Source organism: Ruegeria sp. YTSA064 (assembly GCF_059610325.1).
Window position 1 is genome coordinate 49,517 of the sequence record NZ_JBXWNK010000006.1, and the last position, 16,481, is coordinate 65,997.

Annotated in this window: 13 protein-coding genes; 8 read left to right on the forward strand and 5 right to left on the reverse strand. The window is 54.2% G+C overall.

Going from position 1 to position 16,481, the window contains the following annotated elements; all coding sequences use genetic code 11:
• Positions 1 to 35 precede the first annotated feature (35 nt).
• The 3 genes from gpmI to AC2FI7_RS10465 are packed head-to-tail and all read left to right on the forward strand — an operon-like array spanning position 36 to position 4,033.
• Entirely contained in the window at positions 36 to 1,553 is a 1,518-nt protein-coding gene (gene gpmI, locus AC2FI7_RS10455) for a 2,3-bisphosphoglycerate-independent phosphoglycerate mutase (RefSeq protein WP_010441356.1), read from the forward strand.
• Entirely contained in the window at positions 1,550 to 2,683 is a 1,134-nt protein-coding gene (locus AC2FI7_RS10460) for a murein hydrolase activator EnvC family protein (protein WP_010441357.1), read from the forward strand. The genes gpmI and AC2FI7_RS10460 overlap by 4 nt, the downstream gene beginning before the upstream one ends.
• A gap of 6 nt (positions 2,684 to 2,689) precedes the next feature.
• Positions 2,690 to 4,033: a S41 family peptidase gene (locus AC2FI7_RS10465; protein ID WP_010441359.1), complete on the forward strand. Its 1,344-nt coding sequence runs from the start codon at positions 2,690 to 2,692 to the stop codon at positions 4,031 to 4,033.
• 47 nt (positions 4,034 to 4,080) lie between these two features.
• On the opposite strand, the gene AC2FI7_RS10470 is transcribed toward AC2FI7_RS10465, so the two are convergent.
• The 3 genes from AC2FI7_RS10470 to AC2FI7_RS10480 form a co-directional block, all read right to left on the reverse strand.
• Positions 4,081 to 5,607, reverse strand: coding sequence for an MFS transporter (locus AC2FI7_RS10470; RefSeq protein ID WP_010441361.1), 1,527 nt, complete (start codon positions 5,605 to 5,607; stop codon positions 4,081 to 4,083).
• Between the two features lie 103 nt (positions 5,608 to 5,710).
• A complete protein-coding gene (locus tag AC2FI7_RS10475; protein WP_375154072.1) occupies positions 5,711 to 6,067 on the reverse strand; it encodes a hypothetical protein in 357 nt (118 codons plus the stop codon).
• A gap of 6 nt (positions 6,068 to 6,073) precedes the next feature.
• The gene (locus tag AC2FI7_RS10480) at positions 6,074 to 6,835 is read right to left on the reverse strand and encodes a DUF6478 family protein (RefSeq protein ID WP_496816127.1); all 762 of its coding nucleotides are present in this window, start codon (positions 6,833 to 6,835) and stop codon (positions 6,074 to 6,076) included.
• Positions 6,836 to 7,063: 228 nt separating this feature from the next.
• Here AC2FI7_RS10480 and AC2FI7_RS10485 point away from each other — a divergent pair, with 228 nt between their 5' ends.
• Genes AC2FI7_RS10485 through AC2FI7_RS10500 form a run of 4 tightly spaced genes read left to right on the forward strand, consistent with a single transcriptional unit; the run spans position 7,064 to position 13,311 of the window.
• Positions 7,064 to 10,159, forward strand: coding sequence for an ABC transporter transmembrane domain-containing protein (locus AC2FI7_RS10485; RefSeq protein WP_010441366.1), 3,096 nt, complete (start codon positions 7,064 to 7,066; stop codon positions 10,157 to 10,159).
• Positions 10,149 to 11,048, forward strand: coding sequence for a CPBP family intramembrane glutamic endopeptidase (locus tag AC2FI7_RS10490; RefSeq protein WP_010441368.1), 900 nt, complete (start codon positions 10,149 to 10,151; stop codon positions 11,046 to 11,048). Before AC2FI7_RS10485 ends, AC2FI7_RS10490 begins: the two co-directional genes overlap by 11 nt.
• 59 nt (positions 11,049 to 11,107) lie before the next feature.
• Entirely contained in the window at positions 11,108 to 12,040 is a 933-nt protein-coding gene (gene accD / locus AC2FI7_RS10495; protein ID WP_029621926.1) for an acetyl-CoA carboxylase, carboxyltransferase subunit beta, read from the forward strand.
• Positions 12,037 to 13,311, forward strand: a complete 1,275-nt coding sequence (locus AC2FI7_RS10500) for a bifunctional folylpolyglutamate synthase/dihydrofolate synthase (RefSeq protein WP_496833372.1) — start codon at positions 12,037 to 12,039, stop codon at positions 13,309 to 13,311. The genes accD and AC2FI7_RS10500 overlap by 4 nt, the downstream gene beginning before the upstream one ends.
• A 65-nt stretch (positions 13,312 to 13,376) precedes the next feature.
• Here the strand turns inward: AC2FI7_RS10500 and zapE are convergent, their stop codons facing one another.
• Positions 13,377 to 14,435, reverse strand: coding sequence for a cell division protein ZapE (gene zapE / locus AC2FI7_RS10505; protein WP_029621927.1), 1,059 nt, complete (start codon positions 14,433 to 14,435; stop codon positions 13,377 to 13,379).
• Positions 14,436 to 14,582: 147 nt separating this feature from the next.
• Here zapE and AC2FI7_RS10510 point away from each other — a divergent pair, with 147 nt between their 5' ends.
• Positions 14,583 to 15,824 carry an MFS transporter gene (locus tag AC2FI7_RS10510; RefSeq protein ID WP_496816128.1) on the forward strand — a complete coding sequence of 414 codons (1,242 nt, stop codon included), beginning with the start codon at positions 14,583 to 14,585 and terminating at the stop codon, positions 15,822 to 15,824.
• 1 nt (position 15,825) lies between these two features.
• Here AC2FI7_RS10510 and AC2FI7_RS10515 read toward each other — a convergent pair whose 3' ends face one another.
• Complete coding sequence (locus AC2FI7_RS10515) at positions 15,826 to 16,446, reverse strand: HAD family hydrolase (RefSeq protein ID WP_010441379.1); 621 nt, start codon at positions 16,444 to 16,446, stop codon at positions 15,826 to 15,828.
• Between the last annotated feature and the right edge of the window lie 35 nt (positions 16,447 to 16,481).

A 16,481-nucleotide genomic window follows, 5' to 3' on the forward strand; every position in this document is an offset into this window, starting at 1 on the left:
GTAGAAGATGGCGACGCCGAAATCGGAGAGCACTCATGACCGCCCCCAAACCCGTTGTTCTGTGTATCCTTGATGGTTGGGGGCTGTCCGATGACACCAAAGCCAATGCGCCATATCTGGCAAACACGCCAACCTTTGATGCCCTCGTGGCGGAAGGGCCACATGCGCAACTGATTACGCACGGGCCGGATGTGGGCCTGCCAAGCGGCCAGATGGGAAACTCCGAAGTCGGTCACACCAATATTGGGGCAGGGCGCGTGGTTGCGATGGATCTGGGCCAGATCGATCTGGCGATCGAAGACGGTTCTTTTTCCAACAATGAAGCACTGCAAGATTTTATCGCCAAGGTGAAAGCAACAGGTGGTACAGCCCATCTGATGGGATTGGTCTCGGATGGTGGTGTACATGGACACCTTGATCACATCGTAGCCGCTGCGAAAGCCATTACCGATGCCGGCGTTCCAGTTGCGTTGCATGCCATCACAGACGGGCGCGATGTGGCGCCGAAATCAGCCTTTATCTACATTGCGGAGCTCGAAGATCGTTTGCCCGAAAGGGCAAAGATCGTCACGGTCTGCGGGCGATACTATGCCATGGACCGTGATAATCGCTGGGAACGCGTTTCTGAGGCTTATGACGCGATTGTCAAAGGGCAGGGGCGTACCGTGGTCTCGGCACATGAGGCTGTTGATCACGCCTATAACCAATCCGAGACAGACGAGTTCATCGCGCCCACGGTGGTCAACGGGTACTCGGACATCCAGGACGGTGACGGATTTTTCTGTCTGAACTTCCGTGCCGACCGCGCCCGCGAGATACTGCGCGCAATTGGCGAACCAGGTTTTGCAGATTTTGACACTGGCCCGCGCCCGCAGTTATCGGCTTTGCTTGGCATGGTCGAATACTCCGACGGCCACAATGCCTATATGACGACCGTATTTCCTAAGCGGGACATCGTGAATACTCTGGGCGAATGGGTTGCGAAACAGGGTTTGCGCCAGTTTCGGCTGGCCGAAACTGAAAAATACCCCCATGTGACCTTTTTTCTAAACGGTGGCATAGAACAACCCGAAGAGGGCGAAGATCGTTTCATGCCCAAATCGCCCAAAGTGGCGACATATGACCTGCAACCCGAAATGTCCTCGGCCGAGGTGACCAGTAAATTCGTCGAGGCAATACATGACGGATATGATCTGATAGTCACAAATTATGCCAACCCCGACATGGTCGGTCATACCGGTGATCTGCAGGCTGCGATTGATGCTTGCGAGGCGGTCGACCAGGGATTGGCCCAAGTCGTAGCTGCCTTAAAGCAGGTGGGTGGCGCGATGATCGTGACCGCTGATCATGGCAATTGTGAAATGATGGTTGATCCGGAAACCGGCGGTCCGCACACCGCACATACTTTGAACCCTGTTCCAGTTGTATTGGTTGGCGGCCCCGAAAATGCAACCCTGCGCGATGGGCGTCTGGCCGATCTGGCTCCAACGCTGCTGGAACTTATGGAACTACCAAAACCTACAGAAATGACTGGAGAAAGTCTGCTGACATGAGGATTCGACCGGTCCTCATATCAGTGTTGATTTGGTCGACGCCTGTCAATGCGCAAACTAACCCGTCTATGGCGGCGCTAGAGGCGGCGGAGATGCTTGAGCAAGCCTCGATAGCTCTGACCGAGGCTGACAGTGCACGTGATCGGGTCAAAGCGCTGACCGAAACGCTTCAGGCGTACGAGGCTGGTCTGACCGCGATGCGTGACGGCCTGCGTCGTGCGGCCCTACGAGAAGCGCAATTGACGGCGGAACTTCAGGTGAGGGAACAGGAGGTGGCGCAGCTGCTTGGTGTTCTGCAGACTATCGAGACCACCGCGCCACCGGTACTGATGCTGCACCCCTCCGGCCCATTGGGAGCGGCTAGAACGGGTATGATGCTGTCAGAGGTTACGCCTGGCCTGAACACTCAAGCCCAGGATCTTGCAGCCGATTTGCAAGAAGTCCAAACGCTGCGCCAGCTCCAGCAGAATGCCGCCAATACCCTGACAAAAGGTCTGACGGGGGTGCAAGATGCTCGTACGAAACTGAGCGAGGCTATTGCGGACCGTACTGACCTACCGCGCCGCTTTGTCGAAGATCCCGTGCGCACCGCTATTTTGATATCTTCGACCGAAACGCTGGACGGGTTTGCCAGTGGATTGTCTGAGATTTCCGATGGCGAAATCGCAGATACAAACGCCGATATCGCGGATCAGAAAGGCCATATCGCCCTACCCACCAAAGGGGTCATTCTTCACCGATCGGGGGAAACAGATGCGGCTGGCGTTACGCGCGCCGGTCTTGTGTTGGGAACGCGGCCTCGCGCATTGGTAACGTCACCCACAGCCGCAACGATCCGCTACCGAGGACCATTGCTGGATCTGGGGAACCTAGTGATCCTTGAGCCTCAATCTGGGCTGCTCTTTGTGTTCTCGGGTTTACAAGAGGTGTATGGCAATACGGGAGAGGTGATCCCGGAAGGCACTCCAGTGGGTTTAATGCCGGGTGAAACCCCGGGAATCGGCGCTATTATGTCAACAAGCGGTGATGGCACTGGAACTGATCGGTCAGAAACGCTCTATATAGAGGTAAGAGAAGATAACAGCCCAGTGGACCCGGAATTATGGTTCCGGACGGACAAGGATGGATAAACGAGTATGAAGAAATTTGTGATCGCCGGTCTGGCCGGCACCGTGGCGGGGTTAATCGCAACCACACAGATTGCGGGGCCCTTGTTGGCGCAAGAGGCCGAAAACAAGGCTGGAGTATATGAGCAGCTTGATCTGTTTGGCGATATTTTCGAACGTATCCGCGCCCAATATGTCGAAGAAGTCGAATCCGATGAATTGATCGAAGCGGCGATTGACGGGATGCTAACCTCGCTTGATCCGCATTCCAGCTATCTGTCGCCTGATGACGCCGAACAAATGCGAGTGCAAACGCGAGGCGAATTCGGCGGTCTTGGGATCGAAGTCACGCAGGAAGAAGGCTTTGTCAAAGTTGTCTCGCCCATGGATGATACCCCGGCAGACGCGGCCGGGATCGAAGCAGGTGATTTCATTACCCATGTCGATGGCGAAAGTATTCTTGGCCTGACTCTGGATAAAGCGGTTGATTTGATGCGTGGCCCGGTAGGGTCGGAGATCGTTATCACAGTCGTGCGCGAAGGTGAGCAGGAACCCTTTGATGTTACGATCGTGCGCGACACAATCAAACTGACAGCCGTCCGCGCGCGCACTGAAGGCACCAGTGTGGTGCTGCGTGTCACAACCTTTAATGATCAGACCTTCCCAAACCTCAAGGAAGGGTTGGAAGAACAAATTGAAGAGGCGGGTGGTATCGAAAATGTAAACGGTGTCGTTTTGGATCTGAGGAATAATCCGGGTGGTTTGCTGACGCAGGCTATCAAGGTTTCAGATGCGTTTTTGAATGAAGGTGAGATCGTTTCGACCCGTGGTCGCAATCCGGAAGACGGTGAACGGTTTAACGCCACACCCGGTGACCTGACCGGTGGTAAGCCTATTGTTGTGCTGATAAACGGCGGCTCAGCGTCGGCTTCGGAAATCGTGGCTGGCGCACTGCAGGATCACCATCGTGCGATTGTGGTTGGCACTAAGAGCTTTGGCAAAGGATCAGTCCAAACGGTAATGCCAATTCGCGGCGATGGCGCGATGCGTCTAACTACGTCTCGCTACTACACGCCCTCGGGTCGTTCGATTCAAGCGCTTGGCGTCAGCCCGGACATCATCGTCGAGCAACCCCGTAACCGACCCGATGAAGAAGATGAGGACGATGCAAACGCCCGCACCCGGTCTGAGGCCGATCTTCGTGGTAGCCTGAACAATGACAGCCTGAGCGAAGACGAGATTCGCCAGATTGAAGAGGACCGGGCCAAAGCTGAAGCGACAGCAGAACTTCGGGAAGAAGACTACCAGTTGGCCTATGCAATCGACATCCTCAAAGGTCTTTCGGCATTCAACCCAACCGGACCTTCGCAATAATAGTCGTGGGGCCGCAATAGGCGGCCCCACCTCCAAATTATTCAGCTTTATTCTTCGATCTTGTGCAGTTTTTTCTCGTCCAGCATCAGGGCAAGGATAATTCCTACCGCGACTGAGAAAGTGGCGAAGACAAAGGCCATGTTCATTCCGGTGTCAAAGGCTGCGGTAATTGCAGACTTAACTTTTTCGATTTCATCCGAACTTAATTTCTGCATTACCGCTTTTGCAGATTCTGTGGTCAGCGTCCCACCATTAATTGCCTTTTGATCGGTGTCAGACATATCAATGTCTGCAGCCGCAAGCCCAGTTTTCAGGCTTTGCAGACTGGATACATACATGACCGCAGTCGCGCAGGCGACAGATATTGCGCCGTAGACAAGATGGGTCATGAAACTCAGCCCGCCGACCAGACCGGCGCGTTCGGGCTTGACTGCGCATACAGCTGCTGTGCCTGACGGACCAACTGTCAGCGTTGCACCCAATCCAATCAGGGCCATTCCCGGTAATATCTGAAGATATCCGGCGCTGGCAGGCATTACGACCACGCTTGCTGCGCCGAGTGTCGAACAGACATATCCCCAAAAGAGCAATCGTTTGGGTCCGAAGTCATTGTAAAGCGTGCCCGAGACAATCGAGCCAACGGCCAACAGGACCGTCAGCGGGGCCAGACCCAACGCGGATTGAAAGACAGACCACCCAAGAACTTTCTGCATATACTGTGGAAAATATAACAACCCCACGAAAGCGGCGGAGACGTTGAACATGTTCAAACCCAGGGTGATCAGAAACTCTCGATTCTGCATTAACTGAGGCAGCAGCAATGGTTCCTTGACCCTCTTTTCGACCCTCGGAAACAAGAAAAACAATACAGCGCTGACAAAAAACAGCAGTATGAGAGGTAGCGACGTCCAGCCCCAGTCGGCCCCTACGTCTAAGCCGTAAAGCAGTAACAATACCGCCAATGACAGGATGCCCATACCTGCAAAATCGATATGCTCCCCTTTCTTATGCTCGGTTTCACGCTCCATCAGTAGGATGGCTGTGGCCATTGAAACGCAGGAGAACACTACGTTTGCCAGGAAAAATAGCCGCCAGTCACCCAGGTTGACCACTGCGCCGCTGATCATTGGGCCGAAGACGTTGCCTGTGGTAACACCGGCTAGAATTAATCCCATAACAAGCGCGCGGTGTTCCTCTTTCGCAACTTTGGTCGCACCAAATGCTAGAGTGCATGGCCAGACGCAACCTGCCCCTATCCCCTGCAACGCGCGCGCTCCGATCAAATAGTCCAATCCGGGCGAGACAAAGCACAAAATCGACGCAAACAAGAAAATCGAAAGGCCAATGATCATCATCCTGCGATGGCCATACATGTCACCCAAGCGACCACCGGCCACCATCGTCATGGCAAAAAACAGGGCGTAGATATTCAGAACCCATTGGGTACTGGTTATGTCTGCGTCAAAACTGCTTTCAATTGCGGGCACCAGCATCAAGGCCCCGGTGAAATCGATCCCGATACCGAATGCCGTCACCATCAGGGCGATGATTTTTATGATGCTCTTGCGATCCATGCCCTCATCACTTGATGACGGTAAGCCTCAATGATGCACGGACAACGCTGAAATGAAAGAATTTTATCACGCATGGCTGTTAGTGATCGCGTCAAAGCCGGGTCTAAGATGCCTGAGATCTGCGAAACGCGCTCTTTAACATGTCAAGTTCAGCGCGAAGTAACGCAACCTCGGCCCGCAGATCATCAGCAGCGGGAGATCCGGCAATGACGGTAAATTCACCCAACTTCTCACCTGTTATCGTGTCACGGATTAAGAAACACTGCACACCTTCGGAAACGGCGGAAGACGGTACTGGAATGCGCAATATCCACCCCTCATCATCGGGTATCAGTTCGACATCTGGCAATTGCTCACCCAGATACTGCACTTCAACCTGAGGAGTACTTTCACTGCTCAGGTGACCTTCCCATACAGCGTTCTCAAAACTAATTGGGGTTAAGCTTGTTTGCGTCATCATGTGCCTCTAAAGATCTGCCCTGTGATGGCGGCAAAATGTCAAATCGCGTAAAACCACACGATTCATTGCAGGTTGATCAATAATCAGGTCCAGCCAGAGTTTTTCAATCCGACGTTCGTGCAATTCTAGATGTGCCAGATCGAAATCGACCGAGCATTCTGGCGTCGAAAGATCGAGCTCGCGCAGAACCTGCTCGGAGTTGGGGCCATGTTGGATGTTGAGTCGGGAAAAGACGGTTGTCGGGCGTTCGGATTCAATCACAGTGTCCACCCGCATCATGTGCTGACGAGTCAATCCAACGGCGGCATCTGGTGGAAGCTCGATGGACAACGACAGAAATGACCCTTGAAATTCAAAGATCTCTATCGCCAGGCTAAATGGTGCTAAGTCCTTTTCCCGCCGATTGCGGGTTTGCTGCAATCCAATCTCGCTCAAAGAGCAGTCGTGAAACAAGGTTACTTGCCCATCTATCTTCGCCTTACGCGGTGCGGATGCCAGTCCCTTGCGCGATGCAGGTAAACGCCAAAAATCTGGGCGCCATGACCAGTCGGTTCCCAGTGGTTTCGGAAATTGATCAGAGCCAAGCCGCGGCTGGATCAATCGATTATCAGCAATTTGGATGACCCGTTCCAGCTGCCCCCGCAATTGCCGCGCCTCATCGCGTTGACGCCTAAGCTTGGGCAAAGCCAACTGGTCGGCCAACTGCTCTGTCCGCTGAAACCGCCGGATTGTCTTGCGCAGAATATAGCGATCCAGAAATTCCCTCATCATCCTCTCTTCCAAACCTGTCTCTCTTTAGTCAAAAGCCGTGCAATGGACAAACCTGTCCTGATTAATAACGAGTGATATTTTCTGAGATCTGAACAAGACACGCAGATCAGCTGGAATTTACGGCGGCGGTACTTCACAATTCTTGCAATGGACTGGGCTGCAGCTTACCGTCGGCGTTCTGGCGAAATGGCCCCAGATCAATTAAAGTCACGACGAGGCAGGGGCATGGAACCCACCCTATTTTCATTCATCTGGAAGTATTCGAAGAAACAGCAACTGGTACTGCTGTGTTTGACGATTTTATCATTTCCGTTTCTCTATGCCTCTTTGGAGCTTCCAAAGCAGATTATCAACGATGCTATTGGTGCACCAACGGACACTGTGACTGTGCTTGGAATCACTGTGAGCCAGGTGCAGTACCTGATGATTCTGTGTTTTGCCTTCCTGGCGACGGTGATCGCCAGCGGTGTCATGAAAATGCGCATCAACACTATGAAAGGCATTTTGGCCGAACGGATGTTGCGGCGTCTTCGCTTTACTCTGATCAGTCGCTCTATGCGTTTTCCCAAATCCTATTTTGCGACAACCAGTCAGGGTGAGCTGGTGTCGATGATTACTTCCGAGGCCGAGCCAATGGGCGGGCTGATGGGCGATGCAATAGCGCAGCCGGTGTTTCAGTTTGGTCAAATGATGACCATCGTCACCTTTTTGTTCATGCAAAGCGTCTGGTTCGGGCTTGCCAGTATAGCACTGATCCCACTGCAGGCCTGGCTGATCCCCAAGCTGCAACGCCAGATCAACCTGCTGAACAAAGACCGCATTCAGGAGGTCAGGCGGCTGAGCTCTGAAATCGGGGAAAGCGCTGCCGGGATAAGCGACCTGCGCACCAACGGTGGCTGGCGCTATAGACTGGCGCAGTTCAGCCATCGTCTGGGAACCTTGTTCGAGATCCGTTTCAAGATCTACAACAAAAAGTTCTTTATGAAATTCCTCAATAATCTGATCACTCAGATTACGCCCTTTTTATTTTACTCGGTGGGCGGGTATCTGGCGATCACCGGTGAGGTGACAGTGGGCGCGCTGGTGGCCGCGCTTGGTGCCTACAAGGACCTCAGCGGCCCGTGGAAAGACCTGTTGACCTACTACAATCAGGTGCAGGATATGTCGCTGCGCTGGGAGATCGTGATCGAGCGTTTTGCGCCTTCAAACATGATACCTGAGCGGTTGTTTGATGGCGTTCCAGATACCATCCCGCATCTCACCGGGGATATCGAGTTGCGAAACGTGACGGTTCGTGACGATGACGGCAAAACGATCCTCGAAGATATCGATCTGACAATTCCGAAAGGGGCCCGGATCGCCATTCAGTCCAAACACGCCTCTGAGCGTAGTGCGCTTGCGCAGCTACTGACGCGCGAGCTGCTTCCGGTTCAGGGAGAGGTCTTGATGGCCGGTCATAACCTGAGCGACCTTCATCAAGCGGTGATTGCCGCAAGGATCGGCTATGCTTACTCACGACCGTATTTGTTTGACGGAACGCTGGGGGACAACCTCTTGATGCCATTGCGCACGCATCCTCAGCACGAACAAGATGCGCTCAGAGTGCCCTCGCGCCGTCAAATCGAGGCGGTTCGGGCAGGGAACCCTCCGGATTCCTTGTCTGATGAATGGATCGACCCAGGTCTAGCGGGTCTCGACGACATCGAAGACATTCGCGACTGGTGGTTCCAGCTTGTCGAAGCTATGGGCATCGATGAATTTATGTTTCGCCGAACGTTGCGTTCTCAATTCGATCCGAAAGTGCACCCGGCGCTGGCAGAGGAAATCGTCAATCTGCGTGGTACTGTTGCGACCCGACTGCAGGAGCGAGGGTTGGACAAATATGTTTACCGGTTCGATCCGGACCAGTTCAATCCAGCGGTTCCTTTGGGTGGTAACCTGCTTTTTGCCTCGCCAACGCAGGACATAGCGCCTGACATCCTTGCAGGTGATGACCGGTTCCTATCGCTGCTCAGGGCCAATGATCTTGATGGTGATGCGCTCGGGATTGCCGAGGCTGTACTGGAAACCTTGAACCAGACTTTCGGGCGTGACGGCGCTGATCACCCGCTGTTTCTAAGGCTCGGCATGACGAAGGACATGTATCACCGTCTGCTGGATATCGAAGAGCGCCGCAAGACCAAAGGAGATGACTCTATCGGTGATCAGGAACGCGCACTTCTGCTGACCGTACCGTTCATGCTGACAGCCGAGCAAATTGGCCCCAGCTTCCCTGAGGAATACAAGGAAAAGATCCTTTCCATCCGTCGCACTCAGGCTGAACGGTTGCGGGCAGCCATGGGGTCAATGTTTATCCCGGTGTCGCCGGACACCTATGTTCCACGCCTGACAGCCATGGAGAATGCTCTGTATGGTCGCGTCTCGATCATGGCCGGGGCTCAGGCCGAAGAGATCGAAGATCTTGTGGCCGAAGTACTGAACGAGGCTGGGCTACGTCGCAGGGCTGCCGCAATCATATATGACCTGCCGTCCGGACTGGGCGGGAACAACCTGCCAACTGTTTTTCAGGAACGCGCTGCGTTTTCACGAGCGGGAATAAAGCGACCGGATATATTGATCCTAGACAAAGCGCTGGCCAGCCATGATTCAGAGAGCCGCTTGAGAACCCGCCTGAAATTACGCGAATTGTTGCCCGATTCAGTTATGATTTTCATGGAGGATCACTTCGCCCATCCTGAAGCCTATGATTTGTTTGTGGAAATCAAAGATGGTCGAATTGACGGTGTGTCGCGTGTTGCCACAACTGGTGAGGATGACACGTCGGATGATCTGAGCCGAAAGCTAAAGATCATTTCTTCTACCGAGTTGTTTGCACGCTTGGACGGGCGCAACCAACGGCTTCTTGCCTTTTCGGCCCAATGGTACGAGGCGGCGGCTGGTCAAACCATATTTGCGCGTGGTCAGGCGCCGGATGCAGCCTATTTGTGTATCTCTGGTAAGGCCAGCGTGAACTGGATCAATGAGCACGGTGAAAACCGCTCGATCTCGACGGTAGAGCCAGGGCGCCTGATCGGTGATTTGGCGATCATTACCAATGAGCCTCGCCAATTGGATCTGGTGGCTCTCACGGATTGTTCCTTCCTACGAATTGGTGCCGAAGAATTACGGGCAGTAATCGAAAGTGATGCAGGTGTGGCGGTGAGGCTCCTTGAAACGGTGGCCGGCTATCTGACCACCGTTTCAGAACGGCTGCGTGACGGTAGCACGCTGATTGGTGAAGAACCGCCTGTGACAGATGTTGAGCGAAACGATGAACACTAGAGAACAGCCCGGCGCTTATAAATGCCATCAACACCTGATTGAGGACGCCAGCAGGCATCCAGAGATCTGGCGTCTTTTGGCAGGGTTAACGCTGGTAGCAGTGGTTGTGGTGACGCTCAACGCAATTTTATTTGCTACTGTCGTCAGCCTGGGCCCGCCTGGATCAGCGGCTGCCTTTCTCACGGGGTCTTCCCCATTTGCACTGCTTATCGTGCTAGCCAGTTTTATTTTCGCCACGCTGGGGGTCGCGCTGGGTGCAAGATTGTTTCAGCACCGTTCGCTGTCTTCCATCGTCGGAAATCAGTCGATCGCCCTGCGGCAGTTCTGGCGCGTCCTACGCGCGCTGCTCATACTTAGTTTCGTAATATTGGCGTTACCGCCCTACGATCTGGGTGAACCATTGTTAGTCAACCTTGGCTGGTCCAAATGGCTTCTACTGTTACCTTTGTCCTTGGGTGCGGTTTTCATTCAGACGAGCGCCGAAGAAATTCTGTTTCGCGGCTACCTTCAACAAAGTCTCGCTGCGCGGTTCCGGTCTCCAGTTATCTGGATGGGGCTGCCGTCGATCTTGTTCGCTGCAGGTCATTATAGTCCTGCCACCGTTGGTGATAATGCGATCCTGATTTCCATCTGGGCCCTTACCTTCGGATTCCTGACCGCTGATCTGACTGCGCGGGCAGGGACACTTGGACCTGCCATTGCGCTGCATTTTTTTAACAACTTTGCCGCACTTCTGGTCATTTCTCTGCCCGACAACCTTGGGGGCTTGGCCTTGTTTCACCTGCCTTACGAGGCATCCGATGCGGATGCGCTCAGACCCTGGTTGTTTGTAGACTTCGCGCTGATGGTCGTTGGGTGGCTCACTGCGAGATTGGTCCTCAGGCGCTGATTGCATTTCCGGGCATTGCGTCTTATTTGACGTCAACGCCGCAATATCAAGGTTCCCACATGAACTGGATCACAAACTACGTACGCCCCCGGATCAACTCGATCTTTTCGCGCCGCGAAGTGCCTGAAAACCTTTGGCACAAGTGCGGCGAATGTGGAACCATGCTGTTTCATCGCGAACTGGCGGAGAACCAGAATGTCTGCACCCAGTGCGGCCATCATATGGCGATCACACCACGGGACCGATTCACGCATCTGTTTGACGGCGGTATTTTCTCGGAAGTTGAGGTTCCGGCCCCAAAAGATGATCCGCTGCAGTTCCGCGATCAGAAAAAATATCCCGACCGGATGAAGGCTGCTCAGAAAAAGACCGGCGAGAAAGAGGCGATGTTGGTTGCCCTTGGCGAGATAGGTCGCACGCCGATTGTAGCTGCCGCGCAGGATTTCTCGTTCATGGGCGGATCGATGGGCATGTATGTCGGCAACGCCATCATCGCCGCCGCTCAAGAGGCGGTTAAACTGAAACGCCCGCTGATCCTGTTCTCGGCTGCGGGCGGTGCGCGGATGCAGGAAGGTATTCTGAGCCTTATGCAAATGCCCCGCACAACGGTGGCAGTCGAAATGCTCAAAGAGGCAAACCTGCCCTATATCGTTGTCCTGACCCACCCAACCACAGGCGGCGTCACCGCATCTTATGCCATGCTGGGTGACGTTCACATTTCGGAGCCCAATGCATTGATCTGTTTCGCCGGACCACGCGTTATCGAACAGACGATCCGCGAAAAACTGCCTGAAGGTTTCCAGCGCGCCGAATATCTGTTGGATCACGGCATGCTTGATCGCGTGACGAAACGTACCGAGATGCGGGAAGAATTGATCACGATCACCCGCATGCTTATGAATCAGCCCCCGGCGATCAAAGGCGACTTACCCGCGCCTGAATCCGAAGAGGCCACTTCAGAGGCGCCTGCTGAGGAAGTGGTCAAAAAATGACCGCCCAATCCTCGGATGTCATCCTTGACCGGATGATGGCGCTGCACCCCAAGATCATTGATCTGACCTTGGACCGGGTTTGGCGTTTACTGGCTGCGCTCGACAATCCGCAAACAAAACTGCCGCCTGTCATCCATATCGCTGGAACCAACGGCAAAGGCTCGACCCAAGCCATGATCCGGGCAGGTCTTGAGGGGGCAGGGCGCGCGGTCCATGCCTATACGTCTCCACATCTGGCCCGGTTTCACGAACGAATCCGGTTGGGTGGTGAGTTGATTTCCGAAGCCGACCTCACCGCCGTTCTGGACGAGTGTTATGCCGCCAATGGTGGTGAAAACATCACCTATTTTGAAATCACAACCAGCGCTGCACTGCTCGCGTTTTCTCGTTCGAAAGCCGATTATACATTGCTTGAGGTTGGATTGGGCGGGCGACTGGACGCCACGAATGTGATTGATCAACCTGCGTTGATGGTAATCACACCCGTCTCAATCGACCATGAGCAGTTTCTTGGCGATACACTTGGCAAGATCGCCGCTGAAAAGGCGGGGATCATCAAGCCAGGGGTTCCCTGTATTGTCGGCCCGCAACAGGATGAGGCGCTGGAAGTCATCGAATACACCGCAGCTCGTCTTGGCGCTCCGCTGTTCATATACGGCCAGCACTGGCATGTGCACACGGAAAATGGCCGCCTGATCTATCAGGATGAAACCGGGTTGCGCGATCTGCCCATGCCCAACCTGTTGGGAGGCCATCAAATTCATAACGCAGGTGCCGCTTTGGCTGCATTGCGCCACCTACAAATGGGTGATGATGCCTACGAGGCTGCGGTCACCAAAGCCGAATGGCCTGCCCGAATGCAGCGGTTGAAAACCGGCCCTCTGGTCGAGCAAGCCCCTCAAGCCGAGCTGTGGCTTGATGGCGGTCACAATGCAGCTGCAGGGGCGGCGTTGGCTGATGTTTTATCGTCTTTGCCAGGACGACCGACGCATATGATTTGCGGTATGTTAAACACCAAGGATGTCACTGGCTATCTCGCACCTTTGGCCACAAAAGCTGCCGGGTTGACCGCTGTGTCCATTCCCGGCGAACAGAATACGCTTAGCGCTGAAGACACAGCCGCTGCAGCCGCCAAAGTGAATCTGACCGCAACAACCGCTGACAGCGTTGCCGAGGCGCTCGCGGCAATCACTGCCCAAACCCCTCACGCGCGGGTTTTGATTTGCGGGTCCCTTTATCTCGCAGGGAACATTCTCCGAGAAAACGCCTGATCCGGTACTCGGTCAAAAATACTCCGGGGAACCCGCCCATTTAGCTTGGGCGGGGGCGAGGTACCCTATTTCCCCCAATCCTTATCCTGCATCTCACGCAGCCGTGACGCTGTACGTTCGAACTCGAACGTACCTTCCCCTTCGACGTACAGCATCTCGGGCTCGGCAGCGGCAGAACTGATTAGCCGGACCTTCCCCTCATACAGAGCGTCAATCAGGGTCACGAAGCGCTTGGCCTCGTTAAAATTGTTGCGTGACAATCGCGGGATGTCTTCCAACACCAGCACCTTCAGCGCTTCCGCTATTGCCAAATAGTCACCGGGGCCCAGCATCCGTCCGCAAAGATCATAAAACGATGCTCGCGCCACTCCGTTTCGGAACGCGGGCAGAACAACTTCGCGTCCCTTGACCTGCAAAGCCAAAGGCTCCGCCGGCCCACCTGACAAATCATTCCACACAGCACGAATCTTCTCTCGCGCCTCGGGTCCGATAGGTGTGAAATAGACCGGAGAACCTTCAAGCCGGTTCTGCCTGTAGTCGGTGGGTGAAACCAGCTCCCATACTTCCAGTTGTTCTTTGATGTGCTGGATGAAGGGTAGGAACAGTTGCCGGTTCAGCCCATCCTTGTACAGATCATCCGGATGGCGGTTTGAGGTCGTGACAACAACAACCCCACCACTATGAAGCATATCAAATAGCCGTCCGACGATCATTGCATCTGTGATATCGGTGATCTGCATCTCATCAAAAGCCAGAACACGCACAGACTTGACCACGGCATCGGCGACCGGCGCCAGCGCATCTTCGACACCGTCTTCACGTGCCTTGTGCAAGCCTGCGTGAATTTCCTGCATGAATGCGTGGAAATGGACCCTACGAACCGGGATATCGCCCAGTGTCTCGACAAACATGTCCATCAGCATTGACTTGCCGCGCCCGACGCCACCCCAAAGATACAAGCCTTTGGGCGGTGGAGTGGCCTTGCGAAAAAAACTACGCTTAACCGGTTCAGCTAGTGCCGCCCGAATGCGATCAAACCGGGGTAGCACCGCTTCCTGGGCGTCATCCCGTGTCAGAGAACCATCGGCGATGCGATCTTCGTAGAGCGAAGTTAAATCCGTCATGTCTTGAGCCATACCGCCCAGTTCACGTATTGAAAAGAAACCTTTTTCCCGACACATCAATTTTGCTGAACTGGCGTCGCAAAACTCCTGAATTGACGTGTATGGTTGCGCCGCTAACGTCTTTACGAACCACTCCCTGGAGGCCCAATGCCGCAATCTACCCGCCTGATGAATCCGATCCTGATCGTCGGTTGCATCGTCATTACCGTCGGCTTTGCGGTGCGCGCTTCTTTTGGTGTGTTTCAAATCCCAATAGCAGATGAGTTCGGCTGGCTGCGTAGCGATTTTTCTATGGCCATAGCGATTCAGAATCTGGCCTGGGGAATCGGTCAGCCGATCTTTGGTGCTATCGCGGAAAAGATCGGTGATCGGCGCGCCATTATTCTGGGTGCTTTGACCTATGCTGCGGGTATGGTGCTGACGGCTTGGTCTGTCACACCATTTGAACATCAAATCTATGCGTGGCTTGTTGGTTTCGGGATCGCCGGAACAGGGTTTGGCGTTGTGCTAGCGGTTGTTGGTCGTGCCTCATCCGACGCGAACCGGTCAATGTCACTGGCGATTGTCACAGCGGCGGGCAGCTTCGGGCAGGTTATCGGTGCTCCGACGGCCGAATGGTTGCTGACTTTTCTGCCCTGGCAGCAGGTATTCCTTGTCTTTGCCGCAGCAATTCTCGCTTTGATCCTATCCTTGCCGTTTATGCGGGCGCCTCTACCGATCAGCAAAACTGAGCTCGAAGAAAGCATGGGGCAAATCCTTGCTAAAGCTTTCCGCGACCCTTCGTATTCACTGATTGCAATTGGTTTTTTCAGCTGTGGCTATCAACTGGGCTTTGTCACTGCGCATTTTCCCGCCTTTGTTACCGAGATATGTGGCCCGATCCAGCCCGGGGGCCTGTTGTATTCAATGGGCATCACCACGACATCGGCCCTGGGTGCAATAGCCATTTCGTTGATTGGGTTGGCCAATATCGGTGGAACGCTTCTGGCAGGTTGGGCGGGAAACCACTTTCCGAAGAAATATCTGCTAGCTGCTGTGTATACTGGCCGTACGATTGCGGCAGGGGCTTTCATCGTGTTCCCAATCACGCCTTTGTCGGTGATCGCGTTTTCACTGGTGATGGGATCGCTTTGGTTGGCAACAGTGCCGCTGACGTCTGGACTTGTCGCGCATCTTTATGGCCTTCGATACATGGGAACGCTCTACGGCATCGTATTCCTGAGTCATCAAATCGGAAGCTTCCTGGGCATCTGGCTGGGCGGACGCATGTACGATCAATTTGGTGATTACACCATGGTTTGGTGGATCGGAGTCGCCATCGGGGCCTTCAGCGCCATCATTCACCTGCCCATCCGGGAAAACCGCGAACCAGCTAGCGTGGCAGCCTGACCTAAACGGCTTCTTCCTTGGTCAACAGTCCCTCCGACACCAACCGATCCGCCCAACCTTCAGGGCCGATGAAGTGATGAGTCTGCCACCCTCGCGCCTTGGCCGTTTCGAGGTTTTCGATCCTGTCATCAGCAAACAAAAGAGCGGCGGGGTCGATGCCGCAATCGGCCTCAACCATCTCATAAATAGGGGTATGAGGCTTAACTGCTTTCATCCGGCCCGAGACATACTGGCGATCAAATTCGTTCAAAAACGGATAAACGGTGGTGGCATAGTCGAAGTTCTGAACCCCAAAATTGGTCAGCGCAAAAACAGGTAATTTCTTGGTGCGCAGCGCTCGCAACAGTCGCGCTGAATGCGGGATTTCAGGCGCGGCCAGCTCGATCCAGTTGTCGTGCCACATCCGAATTTCCTCGCGCCAATCCGGGTACTTGTCCGCCCATCTGTAAATCGTATCGGTGAAGTGATGGCCCTGATCCACCAGATCATTCATTCCATGCAGATCGACCTCGGCAAACATGGCACGACGACGATCCTCGCCGATCACGCGATCATAGTAGCGCTCGGGCTGCCACTCGATCAGTACGTTTCCGATGTCAAATATTACGGCTTCGATGGTCATATGGTAATCCCATACCTAATCAATTGCCGCCGACT